Here is a 23,430-nt window from a genome sequence, read left to right as displayed (position 1 = left end):
GGCTATTCGTCCAGCAGGCCGGCGAGCTGACCGGCGAGCTTCCGCACGCGTTCCTGGAGGACCGCGCTGTCCGGCTCGCCGTCGTCCTCGCCGGTGGTTTCCCGGTAGCTGATGGTCACGATCACATTGGCGTTGTGGAAGGTCAGCACGATGTCCCGGCGGGAGCCGGAGTTCGTGGGGGTGAGCTGGTCGTCGATGAAGGCGGCGTGGCCGATGCCCTCCAGGGAGCGGGGGGCCAGTTCGCCGACGGGGGAGGTGGGGGCGCTGGTGCCGGCGGCGGGGCCGGACCAGCCGGCCGGGCCGCCCGTGCCGTCGCCGCTCCCCGGGTCCGCCGATTCCCCGGTGCCGTCGGTGCTGTCCGTGCCGCCGGCGTCGGCGGCGTTGTCCGGATCAGACGGATCAGACGAATCGGCAGATCCGGCCGTGTCGTCGGTGCCGTCCGCGCTGCCGGGGGTGTCGCCGTCGCCGTCTTCCTCCTGCCCGGCGGTGTCCTGCCCGGCGAGCGGCGGGATGTCGCGCTCGGCGGCGCTCCGCGCGAAATCCAGCGCGGCCTGGTCGTCGTCGCTGATCTCCGGGTCGTAGGAGACCACCCGGACGAACTCCACGGACAGCTCCCGGGTGCCGGACTCTCCGGGGCTCCGCCAGGAGCAGGCGGCCTGCCGTCCGGTGTCGAAGGTCAGCGCCGGCTCACCGGTCAGCTCCTCCGGCCCGGCCTCCGGCAGCAGCTCCCGCAGCCGGTCCTCCTCCACCGCGCCGCACGGCTCCGGCAGCCCGGAGTGGCGGCCGGAGGCGGCCGGGCTGGCGGCGGCGCCGCGCGCGGTGCCGTCCGGGTCGTCGTCCATCAGATCCGAGGTGCAGCCGGCCGCGGCCGGAAGCAGGGCCAGCAGCAGGGCGAGCACTCCGGCGGGCAGCACGGGGGGCATGCTCGTCCTTCTGCGTCGCACTGGCCGTCTCCTCGCTCCGCCGGTCCGGTCCGGTCCCCTCCGACCCGGGGGAGTCTACTGTGCCGTGCGACGGCCGCAGGTCAGGGCCAGACCAGGCAGTACGGCTGGTGGCCGGCCTCGTGCAGCCGGCGGGAGAAGTCCTGCCATTCGGAGAGCAGCCGGTAGACGCCGAACGCGTCGCTGGGACCGTTGCGGTCCGGCACGGTGGACCAGATGAAGGCCGCCGCGCCGACCGCCTCCTCGCCGACGCCGTGCAGCGGGTCCACGGTGGTGGTGGGCAGCTTGACCACCGCGTAGTCGGAGTGCAGCACCACCAGCTCCAGCGGCGGCACCCGGTGCAGCGGTATGCCCTCGATGCCGGTCAGCACCATGGCGGCCATGGTCTCCGGCTTGATGTGGGTGAACATGCCCTGGCCCAGCTCGTCCCCGCCGAGCTCCTCCGGGCGCATGGAGAGCGGCACCCGGGCGGCCGTGGCGCCGTCCGGTGCGCCGAAGTACTTGTACGTCACTCCCATACGGCCCGCCCGTCGGATCTCGCGTTCCTGGGGGTCGGGGCGGCGCCGGTGGCGACCGCGGGCCCGGGCCCGCGGCGTCTCGCGCGGCGATTCCCGCGGAACCGGCCCGGACGCTCCGGGCTGCCCGGGCGGCACACCCCCGCCGGCTCCCGGTGGGCCCGACGGCCCGGAAGCGGACGAGGAGGGGGCGGGAGAAGAGGGCGGCGGGGAGGACGACGCCGGTGACGCGGAAGGGGCGGCCGGCGACGAGGGATCGTGCGAGGGCACGTCACGCCAGACGTCCCCGCTTCCCTCGCCCAGTCCGCCTCCGCGCTGCATGTCACCACCCAACTCAGCCGCGACCCCCGCCGCGTAACCCGATCATCGTTCCAGAGACCTCCCCCGCCACGGCGGAACGAAACGCCCGGCAGACGGTCGGGGACCGTGTCTCTGTCACCATGGACCGCGTGACCCACTCCGACAATGCTGCTTTTCCCGCACCAGTCTCGCAGACACTCTTCGAGCGTGCCGCCCTTGTCACGCCGGGGGGAGTGAACTCTCCGGTCCGGGCCTTCGGCGCGGTGGGCGGTACGCCCCGGTTCATGGCGTCCGGGCGGGGTCCGTATCTCACCGACGCCGACGGCCGCGAGTATGTGGACCTGGTCTGCTCCTGGGGGCCGATGATCCTGGGCCATGCCCACCCGCAGGTCACCGAGGCGATCCGGGACGCCGCGGCCCGCGGCACCTCCTTCGGCACCCCCACTCAGGGGGAGGTGGAGCTGGCCGAGGAGATCACCGCCCGTGTCCCGCCGGTGGAGCAGGTGCGGCTGGTCTCCTCCGGCACCGAGGCCACCATGTCGGCGATCCGGCTGGCCCGCGGCTTCACCGGCCGGCCCAAGGTGGTGAAGTTCGCCGGCTGCTACCACGGGCATGTGGACGCCCTGCTGGCCGCGGCCGGCTCCGGGGTGGCCACCTTCGCGCTGCCCGACACCCCCGGCGTCACCGGCGCCCAGGCCGGCGACACGCTGGTGCTGCCCTACAACGACCTGGAGGCGGTGCGGGCCGCCTTTGCGCACCACCCGGACCAGATCGCCTGCGTGATCACCGAGGCCTCGCCCGGCAACATGGGCGTGGTGCCGCCCGCGCCCGGCTTCAACGCGGGGCTGAAGGAGCTGTGCGCCGAGCACGGCGCGCTGTTCGTCTCGGACGAGGTGATGACCGGTTTCCGGGTCGGCCCCCGGGGCTGGTTCGGCATCGACGGCGTGGTGCCGGACCTGATGACCTTCGGCAAGGTGATGGGCGGCGGCTTCCCGGCCGCGGCCTTCGGCGGCCGGGCCGAGGTGATGGCGCAGCTCGCGCCCGCCGGGCCGGTCTACCAGGCGGGCACCCTCTCGGGGAACCCGGTGGCGGTGGCGGCCGGTCTGGCCCAGTTGCGGCTGCTGGACGAGGCGGCCTACGCCACGCTGGACGCGGTCTCCGGGCAGGTGCGGGAGCTGGTGGCCCAGGCGCTGGCCAAGGAGGGCGTGCCGCACCGGGTGCAGACCGCGGGCAACATGTTCTCGGTGTTCTTCACCGCCACGCCGGAGCTGCCGGTGGCCGACTACGCGGACGCCCGGGCCCAGGACACCAAGCGGTTCACCGCCTTCTTCCACGCCATGCTGGAGCGCGGGGTGTATCTGCCGCCCTCCGCGTTCGAGGCGTGGTTCGTCTCCACCGCGCACGACGAGCGCGCGGTGCAGCGGATCGCCGACGCGCTGCCGGGGGCGGCGCGCGCCGCGGCGGAGGCCGGGCCCGGGGCGGACGGCTGAGCGGTGGGACGGCTGAGCGGTGGGGTGGCTGAGGGGACGCGGCAGGGGTCGGCAACCATGGACGGCATGAGCAGCAGCAGCGAGCGCGGAAACGGCGGCGGCACGCCGGAGGGCACGGCGGACGGCACGCGGCGCACGGTCGCGGCGGCCCGGGCCACCGGCGGCGGGGCGGGCGGGCCCAAGACCGTGGTGCATGTCATGAGGCACGGCGAGGTGCACAACCCCGAAGGCATCCTCTACGGCCGCATGCCCGGATACCACCTCTCCGAGCTGGGGCGGGAGATGGCCGAGCGGATGGCCGGGCATCTGGCGGAACGGGACATCACTCATGTGGTGTCCTCCCCGCTGGACCGGGCCCGGGAGACGGCCGAACCCATCGCCCGCGCGCACGGGCTGACGGTGGCCACCGACGGGCGGCTGATCGAGGCGGACAACATCTTCGAGGGCAAGGAGTTCGGCGTCGGGGACGGCGCGCTGCGCCGGCCGCGCAACTGGCGCCATCTGCGCAATCCGTTCCGGCCGTCCTGGGGCGAACCGTATGTGCACCAGGTGGTGCGGATGAAGGCCGCGCTGGACGCCGCCCGGGACGCCGCGCTCGGGCACGAGGCGGTGGCCGTCAGCCATCAGCTCCCGATCTGGATTCTGCGCAGCTTTGTCGAGCGGCGGCGGCTGTGGCACGACCCGCGGCGGCGGCAGTGCACCCTGGGGTCGCTGACCTCCTTCACCTATCTCGGCGACGAGATCGTCTCGGTGGGCTACTCGGAGCCGGTGATCGACCTGGTGCCGGCGCATCTGCGCGCCGCGGGCGCCCGGGGCGCCGGAGCGTGACGCCCCCGGCGGGCCGGCCGCCCGCCGCGGGGCGTCGGCGCCGGTCAGGGACGCTTATGCGTTCCTTACATTCCGGACAAGGGGGGCGCCAAAGATCGCCGGGAAGGGCATGGGAAACTTTTCACATGATCGAGACCCGTGACCGGACGGTGCCGCGTGCCCGGCGGCTGGGCGCCGCCCTGCTGGCCCTCGTCGCAGCCGCGGCGCTCACCGCCTGCGCCGAGGGCGCCGGCCGGTCGGGCGGCGGCGGCGCCAACTTCGTCGAGGGCACCGGAGTGGTCACCGCCATCGCGCCCGAGGACCGGGTGGCCGCCCCGGAACTGACCGGGGAGTCCACCCACGGCGAGCCGCTGGCCCTGGCGGACTACGCCGGGAAGGTGGTGGTGCTCAATGTGTGGGGCTCCTGGTGCGCCCCCTGCCGGGCGGAGGCCCCCGGCCTGGCCGCGGTCGCCGCGGAGACCGCGGACCAGGGCGTGCAGTTCGTCGGCATCAACACCCGCGATCTGGAGCGGGTGCGCGCCCAGCGCTTCGACGACACCTTCGGCATCACCTACCCGAGCTTCTACGACCCCAAGGGCAAGCTGATCCTGGAGTTCCCGGACGGCACCCTGTCCGCGCAGGCCGGCATTCCCTCCACGCTGATCCTGGACCGCCAGGGGCGGATCGCGGTGCGCGCGCTCAAGCCGCTCACCGAGGAGGAGCTGCGCGCCGCCCTCGACCCGGTCATCGCCGAGAGCGCCCCGGGGGCGTGACGACGGCGATGGAAGCGCTGGCGGCCTACGCCGACACCAACGAGACCGTGCTCAGCGGGGCCCTGCTGCTGGCCCTGCCGGTGGCGGTGCTCGGTGGCCTGGTGTCGTTCTTCTCGCCCTGCGTGCTGCCGCTGGTGCCCGGCTATCTGTCGTATGTCACCGGGGTGGGCGGTGCCGATCTGGGCGCCGCCCGGCGCGGCCGGATGCTGGCCGGCTCCGGCCTGTTCGTGCTCGGCTTCTCGGTGGTCTTCGTCTCGGCCGGCGCCCTGTTCGGCGGGGTCGGGGACGTCTTCCAGGAGCAGCGGGAGGTGCTGACCCGCATCCTGGGGGCGCTCACCATCGTGCTGGGCCTGGCGTTCATGGGCGTGCTGCGCCGCGTCGGCCAGCGGGAGTTCCGCTTCCACCACCGGCCGGCGGTCGGGCTGGCCGGGGCCCCCATGCTGGGCCTGGTCTTCGGCATCGGCTGGACCCCCTGCATCGGCCCGACGCTGACCGCCGTCAACGCCCTGGCCTTCAACGAGTCCACCGCCGGGCGGGGCGCGGTGATGGGCCTGGCCTACTGTCTGGGTCTGGGGCTGCCGTTCATCGCGGCGGCCCTGGCCTTCCGCCGGGCGCTGGGCGCGTTCGGCTGGGTCAAGCAGCGCTACGCCCTGGTGATGCGGACCGGCGGGGTGATGCTGGTGGCCACCGGCCTGCTGCTGGTCACCGGCGCCTGGGACCGCATCGTCTACGAAATGACCTACTGGACCAGCACCTTCGAGGTGGCCGTATGAGCGGCGGGGACGACGCCGGCAACGCAGCACCGCCCACGGGCCCGGACACCGACGGCGCGCCGGACGCGGACTCGAACGCGGACTCGCACGCGGACGCGGCGGCGGTGGCGCCGGGCAGCGGCAGCTTCGGCGGGGTGCGGGCGCCCGGGCCGCTGGGCGCCGCCGCCTGGACGGCCCGCGAGCTGACCGGCTGGGCCCGCTGGTCCTGGCGCCAGCTCACCTCGATGCGGGTGGCGCTGATCCTGCTCTTCCTGCTGGCCCTGGCCACGGTGCCCGGCTCGCTGATCCCGCAGCGGGACGCCAATCCGCTGCTGGTCGCCGAGTTCAAGGACCGTCACGCGACGCTGGGCGATCTCTACGAGCGGTTCCAGATGTTCGAGGTCTACTCCTCGGTCTGGTTCTCGGCCGTCTACATCCTGCTGTTCGTCTCGCTGGCCGGCTGCATCGTGCCGCGCACCTGGCAGTTCGCCGGCCAGCTGCGCGGCCGTCCGCCGCGCGCCCCGCGCCGGCTGACCCGGATGCCCGCCTACACCTCCTGGCGCACCGCGCGGGACCCCGACGATGTGCTTCGGGCGGCGCACGGGCTGCTGCGCCGCGGGCGGTTCCGCACCGCGCGCGCCGCCGGGTCGGTCGCCGCCGAGAAGGGCTATCTGCGCGAGGCCGGCAACCTGCTCTTCCACGGGGCGCTGATCGTGCTGCTGCTGGCCTTCGCGGCCGGCCAGCTCTACCGCAGCGAGGGCGGCAAGCTGGTGATGGCCGGCGGCGGCTTCGCCAACACCCTGATCCAGTACGACGACTTCCGCTCCGGGGCGCTGTTCGACGCGGAGGACCTGGAGCCGTTCCACTTCGACCTCGACGAGTTCCATGCCTCCTTCCACCGCTCCGGTCCCGACCTGGGCACCCCCATCGACTTCCGGGCCGAGGTGACCTACTGGCGGGCCGGGGACGACGAGGACGAGGGCCGCGAGGCCACCATCCGGGTCAACCATCCGCTGTCCGTCGGCGACGCCAAGGTGTATCTGATCGGCCACGGCTTCGCTCCGGTGGTCACCGTCACCGACGGACAGGGCGAGGTGGCCTTCGGCGGGCCGGTGCCGTTCCTGCCGCAGGACAGCGCGCTCACCTCGTCCGGGGTGATCAAGGTCACCGACTATGTGAACCGGGACGGCGAGCCGGACCAGCTCGGCTTCCAGGGCTTCTTCAGCCCCACCTTCCGGCTGAACGCCGAACGCGGGCCGCACTCCTCGTTCCCGGACCCGGACGACCCGGTGCTCACCCTCACCGGCTACCACGGCAATCTGGGCCTGGACTCCGGCATTCCGCAGAACGTCTACCAGCTCAACACCCGCCACCTGGAGCAGTTCACCGACGGGAGCGGCGATCCGCTCCGGGTCAATCTGCGGCCCGGTGACTCCTGGGAACTGCCGGACGGCCGGGGCACCCTGACCTTCGAGGGGTACGAGCGCTGGGCCAGCTTCCAGATCTCCACCCCGGCGGCCAACGGCTGGGCGCTGGCCGGTTCGGTGGGCGCGGTGCTGGGCCTGACCGCGTCGCTGCTGATCCAGCGGCGGCGGATCTGGGTGCGGGCGGTGCCCGACCGGGACGGGCCGCCCGGGACCACGCTGGTGGAGATGGCCTCGCTGGGGCGTACCGAGTCCGCGAAGATCCCCGAGGAGCTCGGCGATCTGGCCGCCGCCCTCCAGGCCCATGCCCCGCCGCTGCCCGGCCCCGGGGACACGCCCGCGGAGGCCGCCGCGGCCCCTGGAACGTCCGAAAAGTCCGTGGCGTCCTCGGAGATGCCCGCTCAACCGTCCGCCGGACACCGAGAAGGAGCAGTGCCGTGATCCTTGCCGCCGAGCCAGGGCTTGCCGATTTCGGCAAGCTGCTGGTCTACAGCGCGATGGCGGTCTACACCGTCGCCTTTCTCGCGTACATCGCGGAATGGACCTTCGGCAGCCGCAGCAAGGTGGCCCGCACCGCCGCCGCGCTCGGCGCCGGGGCGCCGCCCGGGAAGCCGGCCGCCGCGGACGGCGACGCGGTGCGGGTCACCGTCCGGGCGGCCGGCGGCTCCACCCGGGTGCTGACCCGGCCCCGGGTGATCACCCGCTCCGCCACCCCCGCCCGGGACGGCGTCCCGGACGGCCCGGGCGCGGCCGGCGGCGACGAGCGCGGCGACACCTACGGCCGGATCGCCGTCTCGCTCACCGTGCTGGCCTTCCTGCTGCACGCCGGGGGGGTGCTGCTGCGCGCGCTGGCCGTGCAGCGGGCCCCCTGGGCCAATATGTACGAGTTCTCCACCACCTTCTCCCTGGTGGCGGTCGGCGGCTTCCTCGGCTTCCTGGCCGCCCGCCGCAATGTGCGCTGGCTGGGCCTGCCGCTGGTGACCACGGTGCTGCTGGATCTCGGCCTGGCCGTGACGGTGCTCTACACCGAGACCGACCAGCTTCCGCCCGCGCTCCAGTCCATCTGGCTGTGGGTCCATGTCTCGCTGGCGATCGTCTGCGGCGCCATGTTCTACCTGGGCATGGTGGCCACCGTGGCGTTCCTGCTGCGGGACCGCTACGAGGGCAGGCTGGCGGACGGCGGCACGCCCGGCCGGTTCTCCGCCTCGGTGCTGGAGCGGCTGCCGTCCTCGGTCTCCCTGGACAAGTTCGCCTACCGGATCAACGCGGTGGTCTTCCCGCTGTGGACGTTCACCATCATCGCCGGGGCCATCTGGGCGGAGAGCGCCTGGGGCCGCTACTGGGGCTGGGACCCCAAGGAGGTGTGGTCGCTGATCACCTGGCTCGGCTACGCCTGCTATCTGCATGCCCGGGCCACCGCGGGCTGGCGGGGGCGCAAGGCGGCCTATCTGGCGATCGCCGCCTTCCTGTGCTTCCTGTTCAACTACTACGGGGTCAACATGTTCGTCGACGACAGCCTGCACAGCTACGCCGGCGTCGAGGACTGAGCCGCCGGACCGAGCGAGGGGGCCGGGGCATCCCCACCGGGACGCCCCGGCCCCCTCGCCGGTGCCGCCGCGCTCAGCTCTTGGGGGGCTCGTCGCCCTTGGGGCCGCCGCCGGCGGCTCCGCCGTCGTCGTCGCGGGGCTCGTTGTGGCGCAGCTCGTCCTCCCGGCGGCGCAGGTCCTCTTCCCAGCTCTCCAGAAGCTGCCGGTCCTCCTCGGACTCCTCCTTGCGCGGCCGTTCATCGCCCAGCGAGCGCAGAAACTCGGGGTTGTCGTCCGGCGCCACCCAGCGGGTCTGGCGCCCGCGGGGCGCCCCGCCCGCGCCGCGTCCGCCGGAGCCGCCCGCGGTCAGCCGTCGCCGGCCGGCCAGGATCCAGGCCACCGGTCCGATGATCCAGGCGAAGACGATCAGCAGGATCCAGACGATCTTGGGCAGATGCCTGACCTCGTCGTCCTTGGTGCTGATGCAGTCCACAAGGGCGTAGATGGCCAGCGCGAGCGGCACCAGGAACATCAGTACCCTGAGCATGTCGTCCCCCGGGGAGAGGCGGGCGGGACCACCGTGGCGGCCCCCTGACAAGGCCAAGGGTAATGCGTCCGGAATACTGAGGCGTATGGCATACGACGACCTCCGCGGACTGCTGCGGGCGCTGGAACGCGACGGGGATCTCAAGCGGGTCAAGGCGGAGGTCGATCCCCATCTGGAAATCGGCGAGATCACCGACCGGGTCAACAAGGCCGGCGGCCCGGCGCTGCTCTTCGAGAACGTCAAGGGCTCGGACCTGCCGCTGGCGATGAACGTCTACGGCACCGACCGGCGGCTGCTGAAGTCACTCGGCCTGCACTCCTACGCCCAGCTCGGCGAGCAGCTCTCCGGACTGCTCAAGCCGGAGCTGCCGCACGGTTTCACCGGGGTGCGGGAAGCCTTCGGCAAACTCGGCACCATGAGCCATGTGCCGCCGAAGAAGGTCAGGAGCGGGCCGGTCCAGGAGGTGGTCCGCGAGGGCGAGGAGGTGGATCTGGAGGCGCTGCCCGCGCTTTTCACCTGGCCCGAGGACGGCGGCTCGTTCTTCAACCTGGGCCTGACCCACACCCGCGATCCCGAGACCGGCGTGCGCAACCTGGGCCTGTACCGGCTCCAGCGCCACGACCGCCGCACCATCGGCATGCACTGGCAGATCCACAAGGACAGCCGCAACCATTACCAGGTGGCGGCCCGGCGCGGCGAGCGGCTGCCGGTGGCCGTGGCCTTCGGCTGCCCGCCCGCCGTCACCTATGCCGCCACCGCCCCGCTGCCGGCCGACATCGACGAGTATCTGTTCGCCGGTTTCGTCGGCGGCAAGCGGGTGGAGCTGGTGGACTGCCGGACCGTGCCGCTCCAGGTGCCGGCCAGGGCCGAGGTGGTGATCGAGGGCTGGCTGGAGCCGGGCCGGATGCTGCCGGAGGGGCCGTTCGGCGACCACACCGGCTTCTACACCCCGCAGGAGCCCTTCCCGGCGCTGACCGTCGACTGCGTCACCATGCGGCGGGACGCGCTGTTCCAGTCCATCGTGGTCGGCCGGCCGCCCACCGAGGACGGGCCGCTGGGCCGGGCCACCGAACGGTTCTTCCTGCCGCTGCTGAAGATCATCGTGCCGGATATCGTGGACTACCACCTGCCGGAGGCGGGCGGCTTCCACAACTGCGCCATCGTCTCGATCGACAAGAAGTACCCCAAGCACGCACAGAAGGTGATGTCGGCGATCTGGGGCGCCCATATGATGTCGCTGACCAAGCTGATCATCGTGGTGGACGCGGACTGCGATGTGCACGATCTGCACGAGGTGGCCTGGCGGGCGCTGGGCAACACCGACTACGCCCGGGACCTGCTGCTCACCGAGGGGCCGGTGGACCATCTGGACCACGCCTCCTACCAGCAGTTCTGGGGCGGCAAGGCGGGCATCGACGCCACCGCCAAATGGCCGGAGGAGGGCTACACCCGGGACGGCGGCTGGCCCCGGATGATCGTCTCGGACCCGGAGACCGCGGAGCGGGTCACCCGGCGCTGGAAGGAGTACGGGCTGTGACCGCGCCGACGGCCACCGAGCCCGGGGCGGTGCGGTCGTTCCTGCGGCTGGTGATGATCGAGCACTCGGTCTTCGCGCTGCCCTTCGCCTATACCGCCACCCTGACCGCGATGCTGGTGGACGGCGGCGACCGGCCGGCCGGGCGCGTCGACTGGTGGACGCTGCTGCTGGTCACCGCGGCCATGGTGGCGCTGCGCACCTTCGCCATGGCGGCCAACCGGATCATCGACCGGGAGATCGACGCCCGCAATCCCCGCACCGCCGGGCGCGAGCTGGTGACCGGCGCGGTCTCGGTGCGCACCGCCTGGACGGGCGCGCTGATCGCGCTGGCCGTCTTCTTCGCGGCGGCGGCCCTGCTCAATCCGCTCTGCCTGCTGCTCTCCCCGGTGGCGGCGGTGCCGATGGTGGTCTATCCGTACGGCAAGCGGTTCACCACCTATCCGCACGCCATTCTGGGGCTGGCGCAGGCCATCGGCCCGGTGGGGGCCTGGCTGGCGGTGACCGGGGCATGGTCCTGGCCCGCGGTGGTGCTGGGGCTGGCGGTGGGCATCTGGATCGGCGGCTTCGACCTGATCTTCGCCTGCCAGGACGTGGCGGCCGACCGGGCGCAGGGGGTGCGCTCGGTGCCGGCCCGGTTCGGGGTGGCCGCGGCCCTGTACGGGGCACGGGCCTGCCACGCCGTCACCCTGGGGCTGCTGGTGTGGTTCGCGATCCTGACCGGGGCGGGCGGGTTCTTCTGGGCCGGGCTGGCGGTGGTCGCGGTGTCCTTCGGCTATGAGCACCGGCTGGTCCGGCCGGACGACCTGTCCCGGCTGAACCGGGCCTTCTTCACCGTCAACGGCTTTGTCGGGATCAGCCTGTTCGTCTTTGCGCTCCTCGACCTGATCGTGCGCGGCCTGCGCGGCTGAGCGCGGCTGCCGCTGGGCAACTGCTGGGCTACTGCTGGAAGAGGGAGGGCTCGGCGGACCATTCCGCGGCGCGGTACGGCTCGGGGCCGCCGACGGCGCGGGCGCCGCTGACATAGGCGGCCCAGAGCAGATCCAGATGCGAGTAGTGCGCCTCGCCCTCGCAGTTGACCCAGATCCGGGCGCCGCCCGCGGCGGGCCGGGTGACGTCCCACCAGGCCCAGCCGCGGATGCCGTCCTCGGGCTCGAACCGGCCCAGCCAGTCCTGGATCTCCCAGAGGCCGTCGGCGCCGGGGTGGCGCAGGAAGTGCTCCCGTCCGGCGCGGGCGAACCCGGGAAGTTCCTCCGGGGGGCCGTCGGCCCGGGCGAACCAGGAGGGCAGTGTGGCGGTGGGCAGCGGGCCGTCGAACGGCTCGGTGACGGCGAGCCGCAGGGCGGCGGCGAACACCGCCCGCAGATGGGCGGCGTACTCCTCGGCCGGAATCAGCGGCTCGACGGTGAACGCGTCCAGCAGCGGCACCCCGGGTGTCGGCCGGGGCCGCTCCAGGACCCGTTCGCGCTCCTCGGCGATGTCCTGTGCCTCGTGCCACATGCCGCTTCCGTCGGGATGGAGGAGGGTCATGCCGTCGGCGGCGAAGGAAACCGTATCTCGTCGGCGTCCAGCACGAGCCGCCGGCCGAGGGCGGAAGCCCAAGAATGGCCGAAGGCCACCTGGCTGCTCGATGGTCACGCCTCGCCCCCGGAGCAACACGGCCGGGCGTCGTCAGGAATCCTCCCCGGAGGGCATCCGGAAAACTCGCGGGTCGTCGGGCGGCAGTTCGTGGAGCTCGGGGCGCGGCGGCGGGGCCTCGGCGTCCAGCGGCAGCGTCCACGCGGGGGAGTCGCGCGGCGGCGCGGGCCTGGTCCGCCAGGCGGAGCGGTCGGCGTCCGGCTCCCACCACGGGACCTCGCGCCCATCGGGCAGCGGCTCGTAGTACACGCCGGACGCCCAGTAGTCCTCTCCCTCGTGGCACATGATGTCGGGATAGGGACCGAAGGTCGCATCGCGGAAGGCGGCGTTGAGCCGGGCCACGGCCTCGGCATAAGGCATCCCGGACTCCTTGACCAGGTAGCGGGCGATGTCCCGGAAGAACTCCGTCATGCCGTCGTCCAGGTCCATCAGGAACTCACTCATGCGCTGATCCTCGCGGTTTGTCGTCACTGCAGGCTCCGGTTGAAGAGAGCGGCGGCCTCGGGCGAGAAGATGGCGATCTGGTGCCCTTCGAAGACCGGGTCGGCGCGGCCGGAGGCGAAGGGCCTGGGGTTCATCACCATCGGTCCCTCCACCAGGTCGAAGTTGTGCATGCCGCCGCCGTTGCGATGATGCTTGATGAAGTCGGCGAGTTCCGCGCTTGCGCCGTCGAAGACCTTGCGGTTGAGCGCCTCCAGCTCGCTTCTCGGCACCCGGAAATGCAGGATCTCGCCCGTGCCGCCGCGTCGCTGCTCCAGCTTGCGGGCCCAGTCCGAGGCCTGGCCCAGGTCGTTGGTGACATAGAAGCCGCCGCGTCCGAAGTCGGTCGGACGGGTGCTGAAGCCGGGGTCGATGCCATTGCGCCGGATGGTGGCCGCGTGGTTGGACAGGGTGGCGTGGTACAGGTCGACCATGCACGGCGAGAGCCCCAGGGGGTCGACGGCGGTGTGGGGGTTCGTGACATAGGAGTGCGGGTTGGGGGCGGGCAGCAGGCCCAGCGGGTCCGGGGCGGTGTACCGGGCCGTCGCGGGGTCGTAGTGACGGTGGAAGTTGTAGTGCCAGCCGGTTTCCGGGTCCGCGTACTGGCCGGGGAAGCGCAGGGGGGTGCCGGCGGCCTGCGGGTCGGCGGCCCGGGTGTCGGCCCCCCACAGGGTGCTCCCGCTCTGCCAGGCGATCTCGCCGGTGTCCGGGTCGATCAGGTGGGTAGGGGCGCCCACCAGGTCGGAGACGATCGCGTAGAAGCGGCGGTCGAACTCCTCCTGCTCCTCGCGGTCCGTCCGGCTGTCGCCGGACGACCGAAGCTCGGTCTGGGCAACCGGCACCAGGCCCTCGTGGTCCCAGGTGACCGTCTCGGTGCCGGGCCGGTCCGCGTGCCGGGTGGTCTGTTCCGCGAGGGTGACCGTGTCCCAGGTGAACAGGGTCTGCTCGGCGACGCTCCCGTCGGACGCCAGCCGCTGTTTGGCGATCCGGCGGCCGAAGGGGTCGTAGAGGTAGGTCCAGGTGGTGCCGTCCGGTGTCGTGACCCGGGTCAGGCGGTCCTCGGCGTCCCACTCGTAGCGCCACACATCCGGGCGGCGGGAGAGGCGGGTGCGGCGGCGCATGGTGATCCGCCCTGCCGCGTCGTGCCGGTAGTGGTACCGGCCGGCCCGGGTCAGCAGGGTTCCGGTGTACTCCCGGGGGCCGGCCGCGGGGTCCTCGGTGGGTTCCCCGTTCCCCTCCGGGGGGCCGGGGATGTGCCAGTGTGCCGCGAGCTGGTTGCCCGACGGGTCGTAGGAGTAGCTTTCCTGCCGTCCGCCGGGGCCGGCGACCCCGGTGACCCGGCCGGCCGGGTCGAGCGAGAAGCGGGTGTCCCCGGCCGGCTCGGTCAGCGCGGCCGGCGCGCCGTCGGCGCGGAAGACATGGCCGCGCCGGTACAGGGTCCGCCCGCCGAGGACGATCCGTTCCCCGGCGGGCCGCCCGGCGGCGTCCCGGTCCCAGGTGAACAGCAGGGCGTCGTCGATCCGGCGGGCCGTCTCCCGGCCCGCGGTGTCGCGATCGTACTCCAGCCGCCGGCCGCCGGTGGCCAGCCAGGCGGAGGCGCCGTCCGGCCGGTAGCCGCGGCCGGTGGTGTGCCCGGACGGGGTGGTGCGGGTCAGGGGCCGCCCGAGGACGTCGTAGTCGAAGGTCAGGGTGCGGCCGTTGACGGTCTCGGACAGCATGTTGCCCTGGACGTCGAAGGTGCGCCGCAGCTCGGTGCCCGGTGACGAGGCGGAGACCACCCGTCCGGCGGCGTCCAGGGTGTAGCGGGTGGTGGCGCCGTCCGATGTGGTCTTCGCCGTCAGCCGGCCGCAGATGTCGTAGGTGTAGTGGACGCTCTGCCCGGTGGGAGCGGTGCGGGCGGTGAGATGCCCGGCCGCGTCCCGGTCGAAGGTGGTGACCCGGTCGTCGAAGTCCGACTCGGCACTCTGCCGGCCTGCCGCGTCGTAGAAGTAGTCCCAGCTCCGGCCCTGCGGGTCCGTCACTCTGACCAGGCGCAGCTCGCCGTCGCGGTGGAAGGTGTGACGGGCGCCGTCCGGGCCGATGTGGGCCGTCGGCAGGTCGAAGGGTCCGTACTCGTAGCGGGTGGTGGCACCGTTCCCGTCGGTACGTGCGAGCAGGTTCCCCTCGGCGTCCCACTCCCAGCGGTGGGTACCGCCGAGCGGGTCGGTACGGCGCAGCAGCAGCCCTTCGATGTCCCATTCGAATGCGGTCGCGGTGCCGTCCGGCTCGGTCACCCGGAGCGGGCGGCCGAACGCGTCCCGTTGGCAGTGGCGGGTGGCGCCCTGCGGGTCGGTCACCGCGACCGGCAGGCCGGCGCGGTCGCAGCGGATGCGGGTCACCTGGCCGGTCGCGTCGGTGATGGCCGCGGGGCCGCCGCCGGGGTGATAGGCGAAACTCGTCCGGTTGCCGGCCGGGTCCACGGCGGCGGTGCGGTTGCCCCGCGGGTCGTACTCCTGCCGCCAGGGCGCCCCGTCCGGGCCGGTGAACCGGGTGGGCAGGCCGAGTTCGTTGTACTCGAAACGGCCGGCGGTGCCGTCCGGGCGCACGATCGCCGACAGCCGGCCCTCGTCGTCGTACTCGTAGCGCTGGGTGCGGCCGAGGGCGTCGGTGAGGGACAGCAGGCGGTCGTAGCGGTCCCATTCCCGGTGAACCGTGTTGCCGAGCGGGTCGGTCTCGGCGAGAAGCTGGAAGCTGTCGTTGAACCGGTAGACGGTGGTGTGGCCGAGGGCGTCGGTGAAGAGGGTCCGGTGGCCTTCGTCGTCGTAGGCGATGCGGGAGGCCAGGTAGCCGCCCGTGCCATCAGTGGCGACACAGCGGCCCGCGGCGTCATAGGTGTAGCGGTACCAGGTGTTGTTGCGGTCCTCCCAGCCGGTGATCCGGTGCTCCCGGTCGTAGCGGAAGCGCAACGGCAGGCCGGAGGAGTTGAAGATCTCCGAGAGGTTGCCTGCCGGGTCATAGCCGTATCCGACGACGTGGGGGGAACCGGGCGCGCTGAGCAGCCGCAGGCCGGTGACGCGCCCGTCCGCCACCGTGATGCCCACCCGGTAGCCGCCGGAATGCACGGCCTCGCACGGCTCCCCCTGGTCGTCGTGGCGCAGCTCGATACGGTTGCCGTTGCGGTCGGTGACCGCCGTGAGCGGAAGCTGTCCGGAGGGGCGGCCGGGCACGGGGGCGAAGGACAGGACGCGGCCGGTCTCCGGCTGACGCACAGTCATCGTGCCGCCCTGGCGGCCATCCCAGGACAGCGGATAACGGGGGCCTTCCACCGGCAGCACGGTCTGCTCCGGGTCCGCGGACGGCACCGGGAAATCGAGAATCATGCCGTCTGCGGCGAAGAACCGCACCCCGTCCGGGTCCAGAACGAGGCGCTGGTCGAGTGTGCTCGCCCAGGACGGCCCGAAGAGGCGGCCGTCGCGGTAGCCGGAGACATGGTGCCGCTCGATCACCAGGGGCAGCACGCCGGGGAGTTCCATATCAACGCCGGACAGGATCACCTCACCGGTGGCCATGTCCACGGGGTCCGTCTTGCACACCTTGCCGCCCGCCGCCCGCCCGACCCGGCGCAGGGCCTGGCCCAGGCCCTTGGCCCCGGCGGCCAGGCCCTTCATGCCGGATTTGATGCCCTTGAGGAGTCCGGCGGCGGTGGTGAGGCCCTTCATGCCGGGGATGCAGTCAAGTGCCGCAAAGGCGACATCCCACAGTGAGGCCTCCCCATTGGCGTATTTGATGAGGGTGTCGGCGAGGACGATGAGGGCGGCGGCCAGCACCAGCAGCGCCAGCGGGCCGCCGATGATCATGGCGATGATGCCGACGACGGCGACGATGACCTTGCAGACATCGACGATGGTGTCCCAGTTGTCCACCACCCAGTCGACGGCCTTCTGCCACCACTTCTTGTTCTGCATCCCCGCGTCGGACGCCTCTTCCAGATCCCGCATGCAGCGCTCGGCCGCCTCCTCGCGGGCCTCCCTGGCCTGCTGCGCCAGCGCGATGGCGGCGTTGAGCTTCTCCTGGGCGTCGTCCACCGCGGTCCGGGCGTTGCCTGCGTCGAGCTGCGCGTCGGACAGCGCCCGGCGCACCTGCGCGGAGACCTCCTCCTCGTCCGGCGGCTCGGCCTCCTCCTCCGCGTCCTCCAGGGTGGAGGTCGCCCGCTCCAGCCAGGACTGGGCGGTGGACAGCTCCGCCCGCGCGTCCTCCGCGTCCGTCAGCGCCTGGTCCGCGTCCCGCTGCGCGTCCTCCAGCTTCGGCGCGTACGTCAGCAGCGCCTGCCCCGCCAGATCGTAGGAGGTGTACAGCTTCTCCAGATTCGGCGGAACCTTGTCGAACTTGTCCTGATAGGCATCGGCCGACTCCCCCACGAACGAGGCAAGGGTGCCGTCCTCCCCCAGCGCGCGGACCTTCCCCAGCGCCTCGAACACATCGTCCGCGAACGTGGAGAACTTGTTCCCCAACCGCTCGATCCGGGACGGATCACCAGGAGTCGGATCGGAGTCCATGTCCAACGGCGACCAGTCGGAGGCACGGCCCATGTCCGACTCTCCTCAGCAGCGGGGTTGATGTGCGGGAGAACGGGCGCATCCGTGCGCCGGGCTTCTCCTGGGATTCAGGACGTGTCACCGGCCCCGTCGGTTCCGCCGCCCGTCGTTGCGCTGCCCGGCTGATGACCGGCGGTCAGGTCGCGGATCAGCCCTGCCATGCGGGTGCTGTCGTCCGGAGCGGCGTCCAGCCAGAGCCGGGCGGCGCGCACGGCCTTCTGCCGCCTGACCGGGTCGAGGCTCTGCGCGGCCAGCAGTGCGGCCAGTACCCGCCCGCGGTTGCGGGAGGTGACGTTCCGCTCCAGCCACTCCTGGGCCAGATCCGCGAACCGCCGGGCGTCCTCGGGGCGCACATCGCGGCGGCGCAGCGCGGGCGGCAGCAGGTCGTTGGCGAGCGAGCCACTGATCGGCGGCGCCAGCGCCGTGCGTACCCGTTCGGCGACATAGTCTGCCTGCTCGGCGGGCAGTGGGCCCAGCCACGCCAGCTTCTTCACCAGCTCCCGCTGCCAGGCGGCGTCGGGTGCGAGTTCGGAGAGTTCCCTGGCTGTCCGCACCGCCCGCCTGCGCTGTTTGGCGTTCAGTTCCCGGCGGGCCAGCAACGGCAGCAGCACCCGGTGGGTATCCTGGCCGACCGGGCGGCCGTGCAGCCAGTCGACCGCGTGGTCGAGCAGCGGAGCAGGCAGTTCCTCCTCGGGACGGGCCGCGTCGAGCAGTGCACCCAGGACGAACCGTGCCTCCTCCTGACCGCCGTGCAGCTCAAGCCAGGCCAGCCCGTGCGCGACGGCTTCCGGCAGGCGGTCGGCGGGCAGCCGGGTCAGCAGCGGCTTGAGCACGAACGACGCCTCGCTCGCGGTGCGGTGGCGGTCGAGCCAGTCGAGCGCGTACCCGGCGGCGCGCCCGGACTGCCCGGGGTCCAGTGCGCGCTGGTAGAGCAGGGGCGCCAGGGTGTGGGTGGCCTCCGGCAAGGTGCGGTGCTCTTCGAGCCAGTCAAGTGCGGCGGCACATGTCTCCGGTGCGTGCCCGCTGAGGCCCAGCATCAGCGGCAGCACGGAGCCGGCGTCCCGGCGGCGGCAGTGGAGTCCGAGCCAGCCGACGGCTTGACCGGCGGCCTCGTCGTGGATCTCCGGGAGATCCGTGCGTTCCAGCAGCGCCTTGTACACAAAGCAGGCCGCGGTGGACAGGCCGTGGCGCCGCAGCCAGTCCAGCGTGTGATCCCGCACCTTGGGCAGCCGGTCGTGCCCCGCGCCGAGCTGGGACAGGAGCGGGGCGAGCACGAAGGATGCCTCCTTCCCGCGACCGCGGTCCGCCAGCCAGCGCAGTGCGTGCCCCACCGCCCGCTCCCGTTCCCCCGGTCCGAGCCCGGGGTGCGGGAGCAGGCGGCGGAGCACAAAGCCGGCGCCGGGAGAGGTCTCGCGGTGCTCCAGCCAACTGAGCGCCCCGGGGACCGCGAAACCGGCGCCGTGCGCCCCGGGGTCCGGCAGCTCCAGCAGCGGGGTGTAGACAAAGCTGGCGCGGGGATCGTCCCCATGCACCCGCAGCCACCGGTGGGCCAGCTGCACGGCGTCCCGCAGTCCCGTGCGGCCCAGGCCGTCGTGGCGCCGCAGCATCTCCCACAGCAGCAGGGCCGCCCCGGTCGACGGGAGCCAGCGCTCGGCTCCGGTCAGACCGAGGCCGAGCACCTCACGCCGGGCCCCGTCGGACAGGTCGGACCGGTCCACCAGAGCCGCGAACACCGGACGGTTCTGCGGTGCCACGCTCGGGCCGAGCCGACCGTGGGCGGCCCGCAGGACCTTGTCGCGCAGTGGCCCGGAGATGCCCTTGGCCCGGAGCAGTGCCTCCATCAGGCCCCGGCCCCGGCCCCGGCCCCGGGTGGGGTCCCGGGTGGGGTCCCCGGCCGGGTCGCCCAGTTCCCCCAGCCGTTGCAGCGCGGCGGCGGCGAGCGGCTCGGGCACCGCGTCCGCGGTGTCCCGGACGGCGCTGGTGAGCAGGCCGTCCACCTGCTCCGGACTCTCCTGCCCGGCCGCCCCGAGCCAGGGCGCGACCACGGTGTCCCACTGCGCCACGGTGCCGGACTGCCAGGGGGCGCCGGTCAGCAGGGTCAGCAGGGCGGCGCGCGCCTCGGCGTGGTCCGGTGCGTCGGTGAGCAGCACGCCGACGGCGGAACCCCGCGTACCGAGCCAGTTATCGCATACCTGCCCGACCGCCTGGCGGTCCGGTTCCGGGAGGTCGCCCGCCCAGCGGCGCAACTGGCGGGCGGCGAGCCGGAAGGTGGTCACGTCGGTCAGCAGGGCGTTGAGCAGCTTGCCGAGGGTCTCGCCGCGGAACCAGACGTCGTCGGGGACGCAGACCTGACGCATGAACTCGTCGATGGTCAGGTGGTGCATCACGTCCAGTTCCGCACCGGAGCGCACCAGCCAGCCCAGTTTCACCAGGCTGCTGATCAGCCCCTCGGCGCCGGTGTCCAGCGCGGGGCCGCCCGGCCGGCCGAGAAAGTGACGCACCGCGGCGTGCACCGCCGCCGAGGGCTGCGGGCAGGACAGCGCGGCGACGGCCGCGGCGAGCATGGTGTTCTCGGCGTTGCCGCCGTAGCGGGAAAGCTGGGCCCGGTCACGGTCGATGTTCTGCCGCATCCACCGGCGCGGCGCGGCGCCGGCGGGTCCGGGACCGGGGGCCGTGGCGGTTTCCAGGGGCCGGCCCGCCCGGGCCGCCTCCTCCGCCCGCTGCGCCAGCATGACCGCCAGCGCCGGGCGGTCCCGGCAGTGGTCGGCCACCGCCGCCCGGCCGAAGACCTTGATCGCGCCCGGGGCCACGGTGTCCAGGATGCGATGGTGGACCCTGCGCTGGTGCTCGTCGTCCTGACACAGCGCCACGGTCTCGAAGTTCTCCGGGAACCGGGTCTGGGTGGCGACGGTGCCCGCCGCGGAGGAGCGGGCGGCGGCGATGCAGGCCACCCGGACGCCGGGCGTCACCACCTCCGGCGCCTCCTCGGCGAAACGTTCCAGATCGAGCCCGCTGAGGGCATCGGCATCGTCCAGTACCAGCAGCACGTCGTGGCCCCGGACGGCGTCCACGGCGGCCAGCAGGTCGTCCGCGGAGACCCGGGCATCGGCCGCGACATGCAACGCCTGCCAGTCGTCCCGCTCGGCGCGGCTCGCGACCTCGAAGCAGGTGCGGGTCTTGCCGCTGCCGGGCAGGCCGGCGACCATCAGGCCGCGCACCGGCTCCTGATAGCCGGAGCCGGACGGTGCCGCCCCGGAGAGCCACTCCCACAGCCGGTCCGGATCGGCCCGGTGCCGTCCGTCCTCCGGCCGGACGAAACTCAGCCGCTGCTCGGTCAGATGGCGCAGCCGGGGGCCGGGCAGCTGGGCCAGCCGCCAGTGCGGCCGGATACCGGGCGGGAGACGGGCGGCGGCGCGGGCCGCCGCGTCCGCCACGTCCGGCAGTCGGCCGGGCTCCAGGCGGTGGCCGCCGAGCAGCTCCTCCAGCCGCCGCAGCAGGTTCTCGCCGTCGTCCTCCTGGAGCAGGATCTCGGCCCAGCGCCCGATGTGGCTGGCGGTGAGCGCGCCGTGTTCCAGTGAGCGGGCGGAGGTGACGATGCCGACCAGCCGGCCGTGTCCGAACACGGCGGCTCCCGAGATGCCCTTCCACAGCGGGCCGGGCGGGTGCGGAGGGTTGTCGATGCGCAGCGCCAGGGTGCCCTCGCGAGAGTTGGCCAGGGCCGGGCAGACCGCCTCCAGATGTTCCCGGTCGCGGTAGGTGACCCCGCCCACGGTGCGTGCCTTGTAGAGCGGGAAGCCGGAGAGCCGGCAGGGCACCATGGCGTCGTGCGGACCGATCCGGCCGATCGGCGCGGGCGGCAGTTCCCCGCCGGGCCGGGAGGCGAGGGCGAGAACGGCGAGGTCGAGGTCGGGGTGCTGCCAGACCACCTTGGCCTCGGCCACGCGCTCCTGCGGGCGTCCGGCGTCGAAGCGGGCGGTCACCTGCGGCGGGTCACCGCCCGCGACGACATGGGCCGCGGTCAGGACGGTGTTCGCGGAGAACAGGTATCCGGAGCCGCGTCCCTCGGGCTGATTCCGGTGCCTGACGATGATCTGGGCGATCCGCCGGGGTTCCAGCACGGTGCGGCCTGCCCGGCGGGGGTCAGTCTTCGCCGGCCAGCGCGTCGCCGGTGAGGCGGAAGGTTCTCACGGTGCCGTCCGCGCCGACGGACCTGGGGTGAAGGGTGAGCGCGATCCGCTGGGTGCGCGAGTCGGCCAGCCGGCCCCTGCCGTCGGCCTCGGCGACCAGGAAGCGGATTCTGCCCCCGGTGCCGGCCTCACGGTCCACGACGACGGAGGACTCCAGCTCAACCGGCCCCACGTCGAACTGGATGGCCTCGTCCCGGCCGTCCGCGTGCGCCCGGTTCAGCTCCTGGCGCAGGGCACGGATCATTTCGGCCAGCTCGATCATGCGTCCTCCACCTGGTTGCTCACGGCCCGGACCTGCCCATGACCGGGCGTCCTTGGGATGCTACCGCCGCGTTTATGCAGCAACCATCCCTGGTTCCACGGTGGTTCGGCTCCGTCAGCCGCCGGTGGTGTGGTGCGGGCCGCCGCCGGGCGGGCCGGGGACCCCGGCCCGGTAGCCGGGGACGTCCGCCACGAAGTGGTCGAACTCGTTGTTCTGCACGCCCAGCACGAAGGCGTCCCATTTGGCGCGGGTGGTGGTGACGATCTTCGCCGGCTCGTCGGTCTGCCGGATGAACACCAGGTCGCCCTCGGCGGCCACCTCGAAGCAGTGCTCGTCGCTGCCGTCCTCCACCTCGGCCCGGACCCAGTCCAGCCGCTCGTAGTCGATCTCCGCCGCCACGCCCGCCTCCTTCGGTCACAACCCGCACCCGGAACAACACGGCCGGGCGCCGACGGCCCCACCCTAGAAGAGGGAGAGGCCGTCGGACCACTCAGGAAAGGACGATCAGGAATCTGTCGTCACGTGCGGGCGCCCGTCGTGCCCCTGGCAGACCCGGCCCCGCCCTGCCGCGCCCGCCGCAGCAGCCGGTGCGGCGGAACCAGCCGGGGCCCGTACCCCCGGCCGCGCGGCTCCACCCGCCACTGCACGCTGACGCTCGTCCGCCACCAGTGCGCGAACCGCTGGTCCTCGTCCCACTCGGCCGGCCAGGCCGGTGACGCGTCCGGGCCGCCGTCCGCCCGGCAGTCCCGCAGCACCTGAGCCACCGCCGCCGGATCGATCAGCACCTCCGGCACCGCGCGCCATCGCCGCCGCTCCTCGAACAACGCCAGCAGGTCGTTCACCACCTGGCGGGCCGTCAGCGGGTGACCCCCGGCCCCGGCGCCGGCCGGCAGCGGCGCCTCGCCCGGCGTATCGGTGCGGAACACCAGCACCGCACGCTGCCGGGGCCGCGGCAGCACCGCGTACTGCCAGGCCGCGCGCTGCGCCGCGGCCCGGGAGAGCCGGATCCGCTCCACCTCCCGGCTCCGTTCCCGCTGCCAGGCGGCGCGGGCGGCGGCGGCCTGGCGCAGCCGGCGCTCGATCTCCCGCCGCACCGGCAGATAGTGCTCCCGCGACTCCAGCACTCCTTGCCGGTAACGGCGCGCGGCCAGCCGCACCAGCAGCCGCCCCAGGAACGGCACCCTGGCGCGCAGGCGGCGGCGCGCCGACTGGAGCAGATACCGCTCCCACTCCTCGTCCTCGCGGAACCGGCGGGCGGCGCTCTCCCAGCGGCGGGCCTCGTGGCCGAGCGCCGGCAGCACCGTCTCCCAGGGCTCCTCCTCCGGCTGCGGCGCCGGCACCTCCTGCAACTCGTGCCACAGCACCGGGTCGTCGGACAGCGCCGCATGCCACTCGGCCGCCGGATGCGGACCGTCCCAGTAGCGCAGCGGGCGGTCGCCGGGGGGCCAGCGCAGCGAATGGGGATCGGCCGGGCCCGGATCATCCCCCGGCCGCACCGTCCGGACGGCATACCAGCGGTACGGCGCGGTGAGGAAACCATCGCGCCGTACCCCGGGAGCCAGGTCGTGGATGCGGTCGGCCATGGGACTCCTCCTTGGCGGGAGGCGGCGTGCACACAGTCTGCCCGAAACTGTGCTCATATGGGCAGATGGTCAGGACGTCTCGTAGCCGAACGTATAC

General features: G+C 73.2%; 18 protein-coding genes. 8 read left to right on the top strand and 10 right to left on the bottom strand.

What is annotated here, in order from left to right; translation table 11 throughout:
* Positions 1-2: 2 nt before the first annotated feature.
* Both BM242_RS07215 and BM242_RS07210 read right to left on the bottom strand, forming a co-directional pair.
* A complete protein-coding gene (locus tag BM242_RS07215; protein WP_093837801.1) occupies positions 3-923 on the bottom strand; it encodes a hypothetical protein in 921 nt (306 codons plus the stop codon).
* Positions 924-1,024: 101 nt separating this feature from the next.
* The gene (locus BM242_RS07210) at positions 1,025-1,459 is read right to left on the bottom strand and encodes a hypothetical protein (RefSeq protein WP_245833877.1); all 435 of its coding nucleotides are present in this window, start codon (positions 1,457-1,459) and stop codon (positions 1,025-1,027) included.
* A gap of 437 nt (positions 1,460-1,896) precedes the next feature.
* Here BM242_RS07210 and hemL point away from each other — a divergent pair, with 437 nt between their 5' ends.
* From hemL to ccsB, 6 genes are all read left to right on the top strand, one after another.
* Positions 1,897-3,246 carry a glutamate-1-semialdehyde 2,1-aminomutase gene (gene hemL / locus BM242_RS07205; protein WP_093837799.1) on the top strand — a complete coding sequence of 450 codons (1,350 nt, stop codon included), beginning with the start codon at positions 1,897-1,899 and terminating at the stop codon, positions 3,244-3,246.
* 198 nt (positions 3,247-3,444) lie between these two features.
* Complete coding sequence (locus BM242_RS07200; protein WP_245833893.1) at positions 3,445-4,074, top strand: histidine phosphatase family protein; 630 nt, start codon at positions 3,445-3,447, stop codon at positions 4,072-4,074.
* Positions 4,075-4,199: 125 nt separating this feature from the next.
* Positions 4,200-4,826 (top strand): TlpA family protein disulfide reductase, encoded by a 627-nt coding sequence (locus tag BM242_RS07195; protein WP_093837798.1) that lies wholly within the window; start codon positions 4,200-4,202, stop codon positions 4,824-4,826.
* An 8-nt stretch (positions 4,827-4,834) separates the two neighbouring features.
* A complete protein-coding gene (locus BM242_RS07190) occupies positions 4,835-5,599 on the top strand; it encodes a cytochrome c biogenesis CcdA family protein (protein ID WP_093837797.1) in 765 nt (254 codons plus the stop codon).
* Positions 5,596-7,443 carry a cytochrome c biogenesis protein ResB gene (gene resB, locus BM242_RS07185; protein ID WP_093837796.1) on the top strand — a complete coding sequence of 616 codons (1,848 nt, stop codon included), beginning with the start codon at positions 5,596-5,598 and terminating at the stop codon, positions 7,441-7,443. The genes BM242_RS07190 and resB overlap by 4 nt, the downstream gene beginning before the upstream one ends.
* 56 nt (positions 7,444-7,499) lie before the next feature.
* Complete coding sequence (gene ccsB, locus BM242_RS07180; protein WP_093837872.1) at positions 7,500-8,549, top strand: c-type cytochrome biogenesis protein CcsB; 1,050 nt, start codon at positions 7,500-7,502, stop codon at positions 8,547-8,549.
* A 73-nt stretch (positions 8,550-8,622) separates the two neighbouring features.
* Here the strand turns inward: ccsB and BM242_RS07175 are convergent, their stop codons facing one another.
* On the bottom strand, positions 8,623-9,075 hold the full coding sequence (locus tag BM242_RS07175; protein WP_093837795.1) for a PLD nuclease N-terminal domain-containing protein: 453 nt from the start codon (positions 9,073-9,075) through the stop codon (positions 8,623-8,625).
* An 85-nt stretch (positions 9,076-9,160) separates the two neighbouring features.
* Between BM242_RS07175 and BM242_RS07170 the strand changes: the two genes are divergently transcribed.
* Positions 9,161-10,612: a menaquinone biosynthesis decarboxylase gene (locus BM242_RS07170; protein WP_093837794.1), complete on the top strand. Its 1,452-nt coding sequence runs from the start codon at positions 9,161-9,163 to the stop codon at positions 10,610-10,612.
* Positions 10,609-11,520, top strand: a complete 912-nt coding sequence (gene mqnP, locus BM242_RS07165; protein ID WP_281254666.1) for a menaquinone biosynthesis prenyltransferase MqnP — start codon at positions 10,609-10,611, stop codon at positions 11,518-11,520. Before BM242_RS07170 ends, mqnP begins: the two co-directional genes overlap by 4 nt.
* 28 nt (positions 11,521-11,548) lie before the next feature.
* On the opposite strand, the gene BM242_RS07160 is transcribed toward mqnP, so the two are convergent.
* From BM242_RS07160 to BM242_RS07130, 7 genes are all read right to left on the bottom strand, one after another.
* Positions 11,549-12,109, bottom strand: a complete 561-nt coding sequence (locus tag BM242_RS07160; RefSeq protein WP_093837792.1) for a hypothetical protein — start codon at positions 12,107-12,109, stop codon at positions 11,549-11,551.
* Between the two features lie 171 nt (positions 12,110-12,280).
* Positions 12,281-12,691, bottom strand: coding sequence for a hypothetical protein (locus BM242_RS07155; RefSeq protein ID WP_245833876.1), 411 nt, complete (start codon positions 12,689-12,691; stop codon positions 12,281-12,283).
* 23 nt (positions 12,692-12,714) lie between these two features.
* A complete protein-coding gene (locus BM242_RS07150; protein WP_139238283.1) occupies positions 12,715-17,295 on the bottom strand; it encodes a DUF6531 domain-containing protein in 4,581 nt (1,526 codons plus the stop codon).
* Between the two features lie 74 nt (positions 17,296-17,369).
* Positions 17,370-21,419 carry a S1 family peptidase gene (locus tag BM242_RS30755; RefSeq protein ID WP_093837790.1) on the bottom strand — a complete coding sequence of 1,350 codons (4,050 nt, stop codon included), beginning with the start codon at positions 21,417-21,419 and terminating at the stop codon, positions 17,370-17,372.
* A 22-nt stretch (positions 21,420-21,441) separates the two neighbouring features.
* Positions 21,442-21,750 carry a trypco2 family protein gene (locus BM242_RS07140; protein WP_093837789.1) on the bottom strand — a complete coding sequence of 103 codons (309 nt, stop codon included), beginning with the start codon at positions 21,748-21,750 and terminating at the stop codon, positions 21,442-21,444.
* Positions 21,751-21,864: 114 nt separating this feature from the next.
* Positions 21,865-22,149, bottom strand: a complete 285-nt coding sequence (locus BM242_RS07135; RefSeq protein WP_093837788.1) for a DUF397 domain-containing protein — start codon at positions 22,147-22,149, stop codon at positions 21,865-21,867.
* Positions 22,150-22,268: 119 nt separating this feature from the next.
* Positions 22,269-23,333, bottom strand: a complete 1,065-nt coding sequence (locus BM242_RS07130) for a hypothetical protein (RefSeq protein ID WP_093837787.1) — start codon at positions 23,331-23,333, stop codon at positions 22,269-22,271.
* Positions 23,334-23,430 lie beyond the last annotated feature (97 nt).

This window comes from Streptomyces aidingensis, assembly GCF_900112355.1.
GTDB classification, from domain to species: domain Bacteria; phylum Actinomycetota; class Actinomycetes; order Streptomycetales; family Streptomycetaceae; genus Streptomyces; species Streptomyces aidingensis.
Note: the sequence above shows the minus strand (reverse complement) of the source record. Positions and strands in the feature narration are given on the sequence as shown.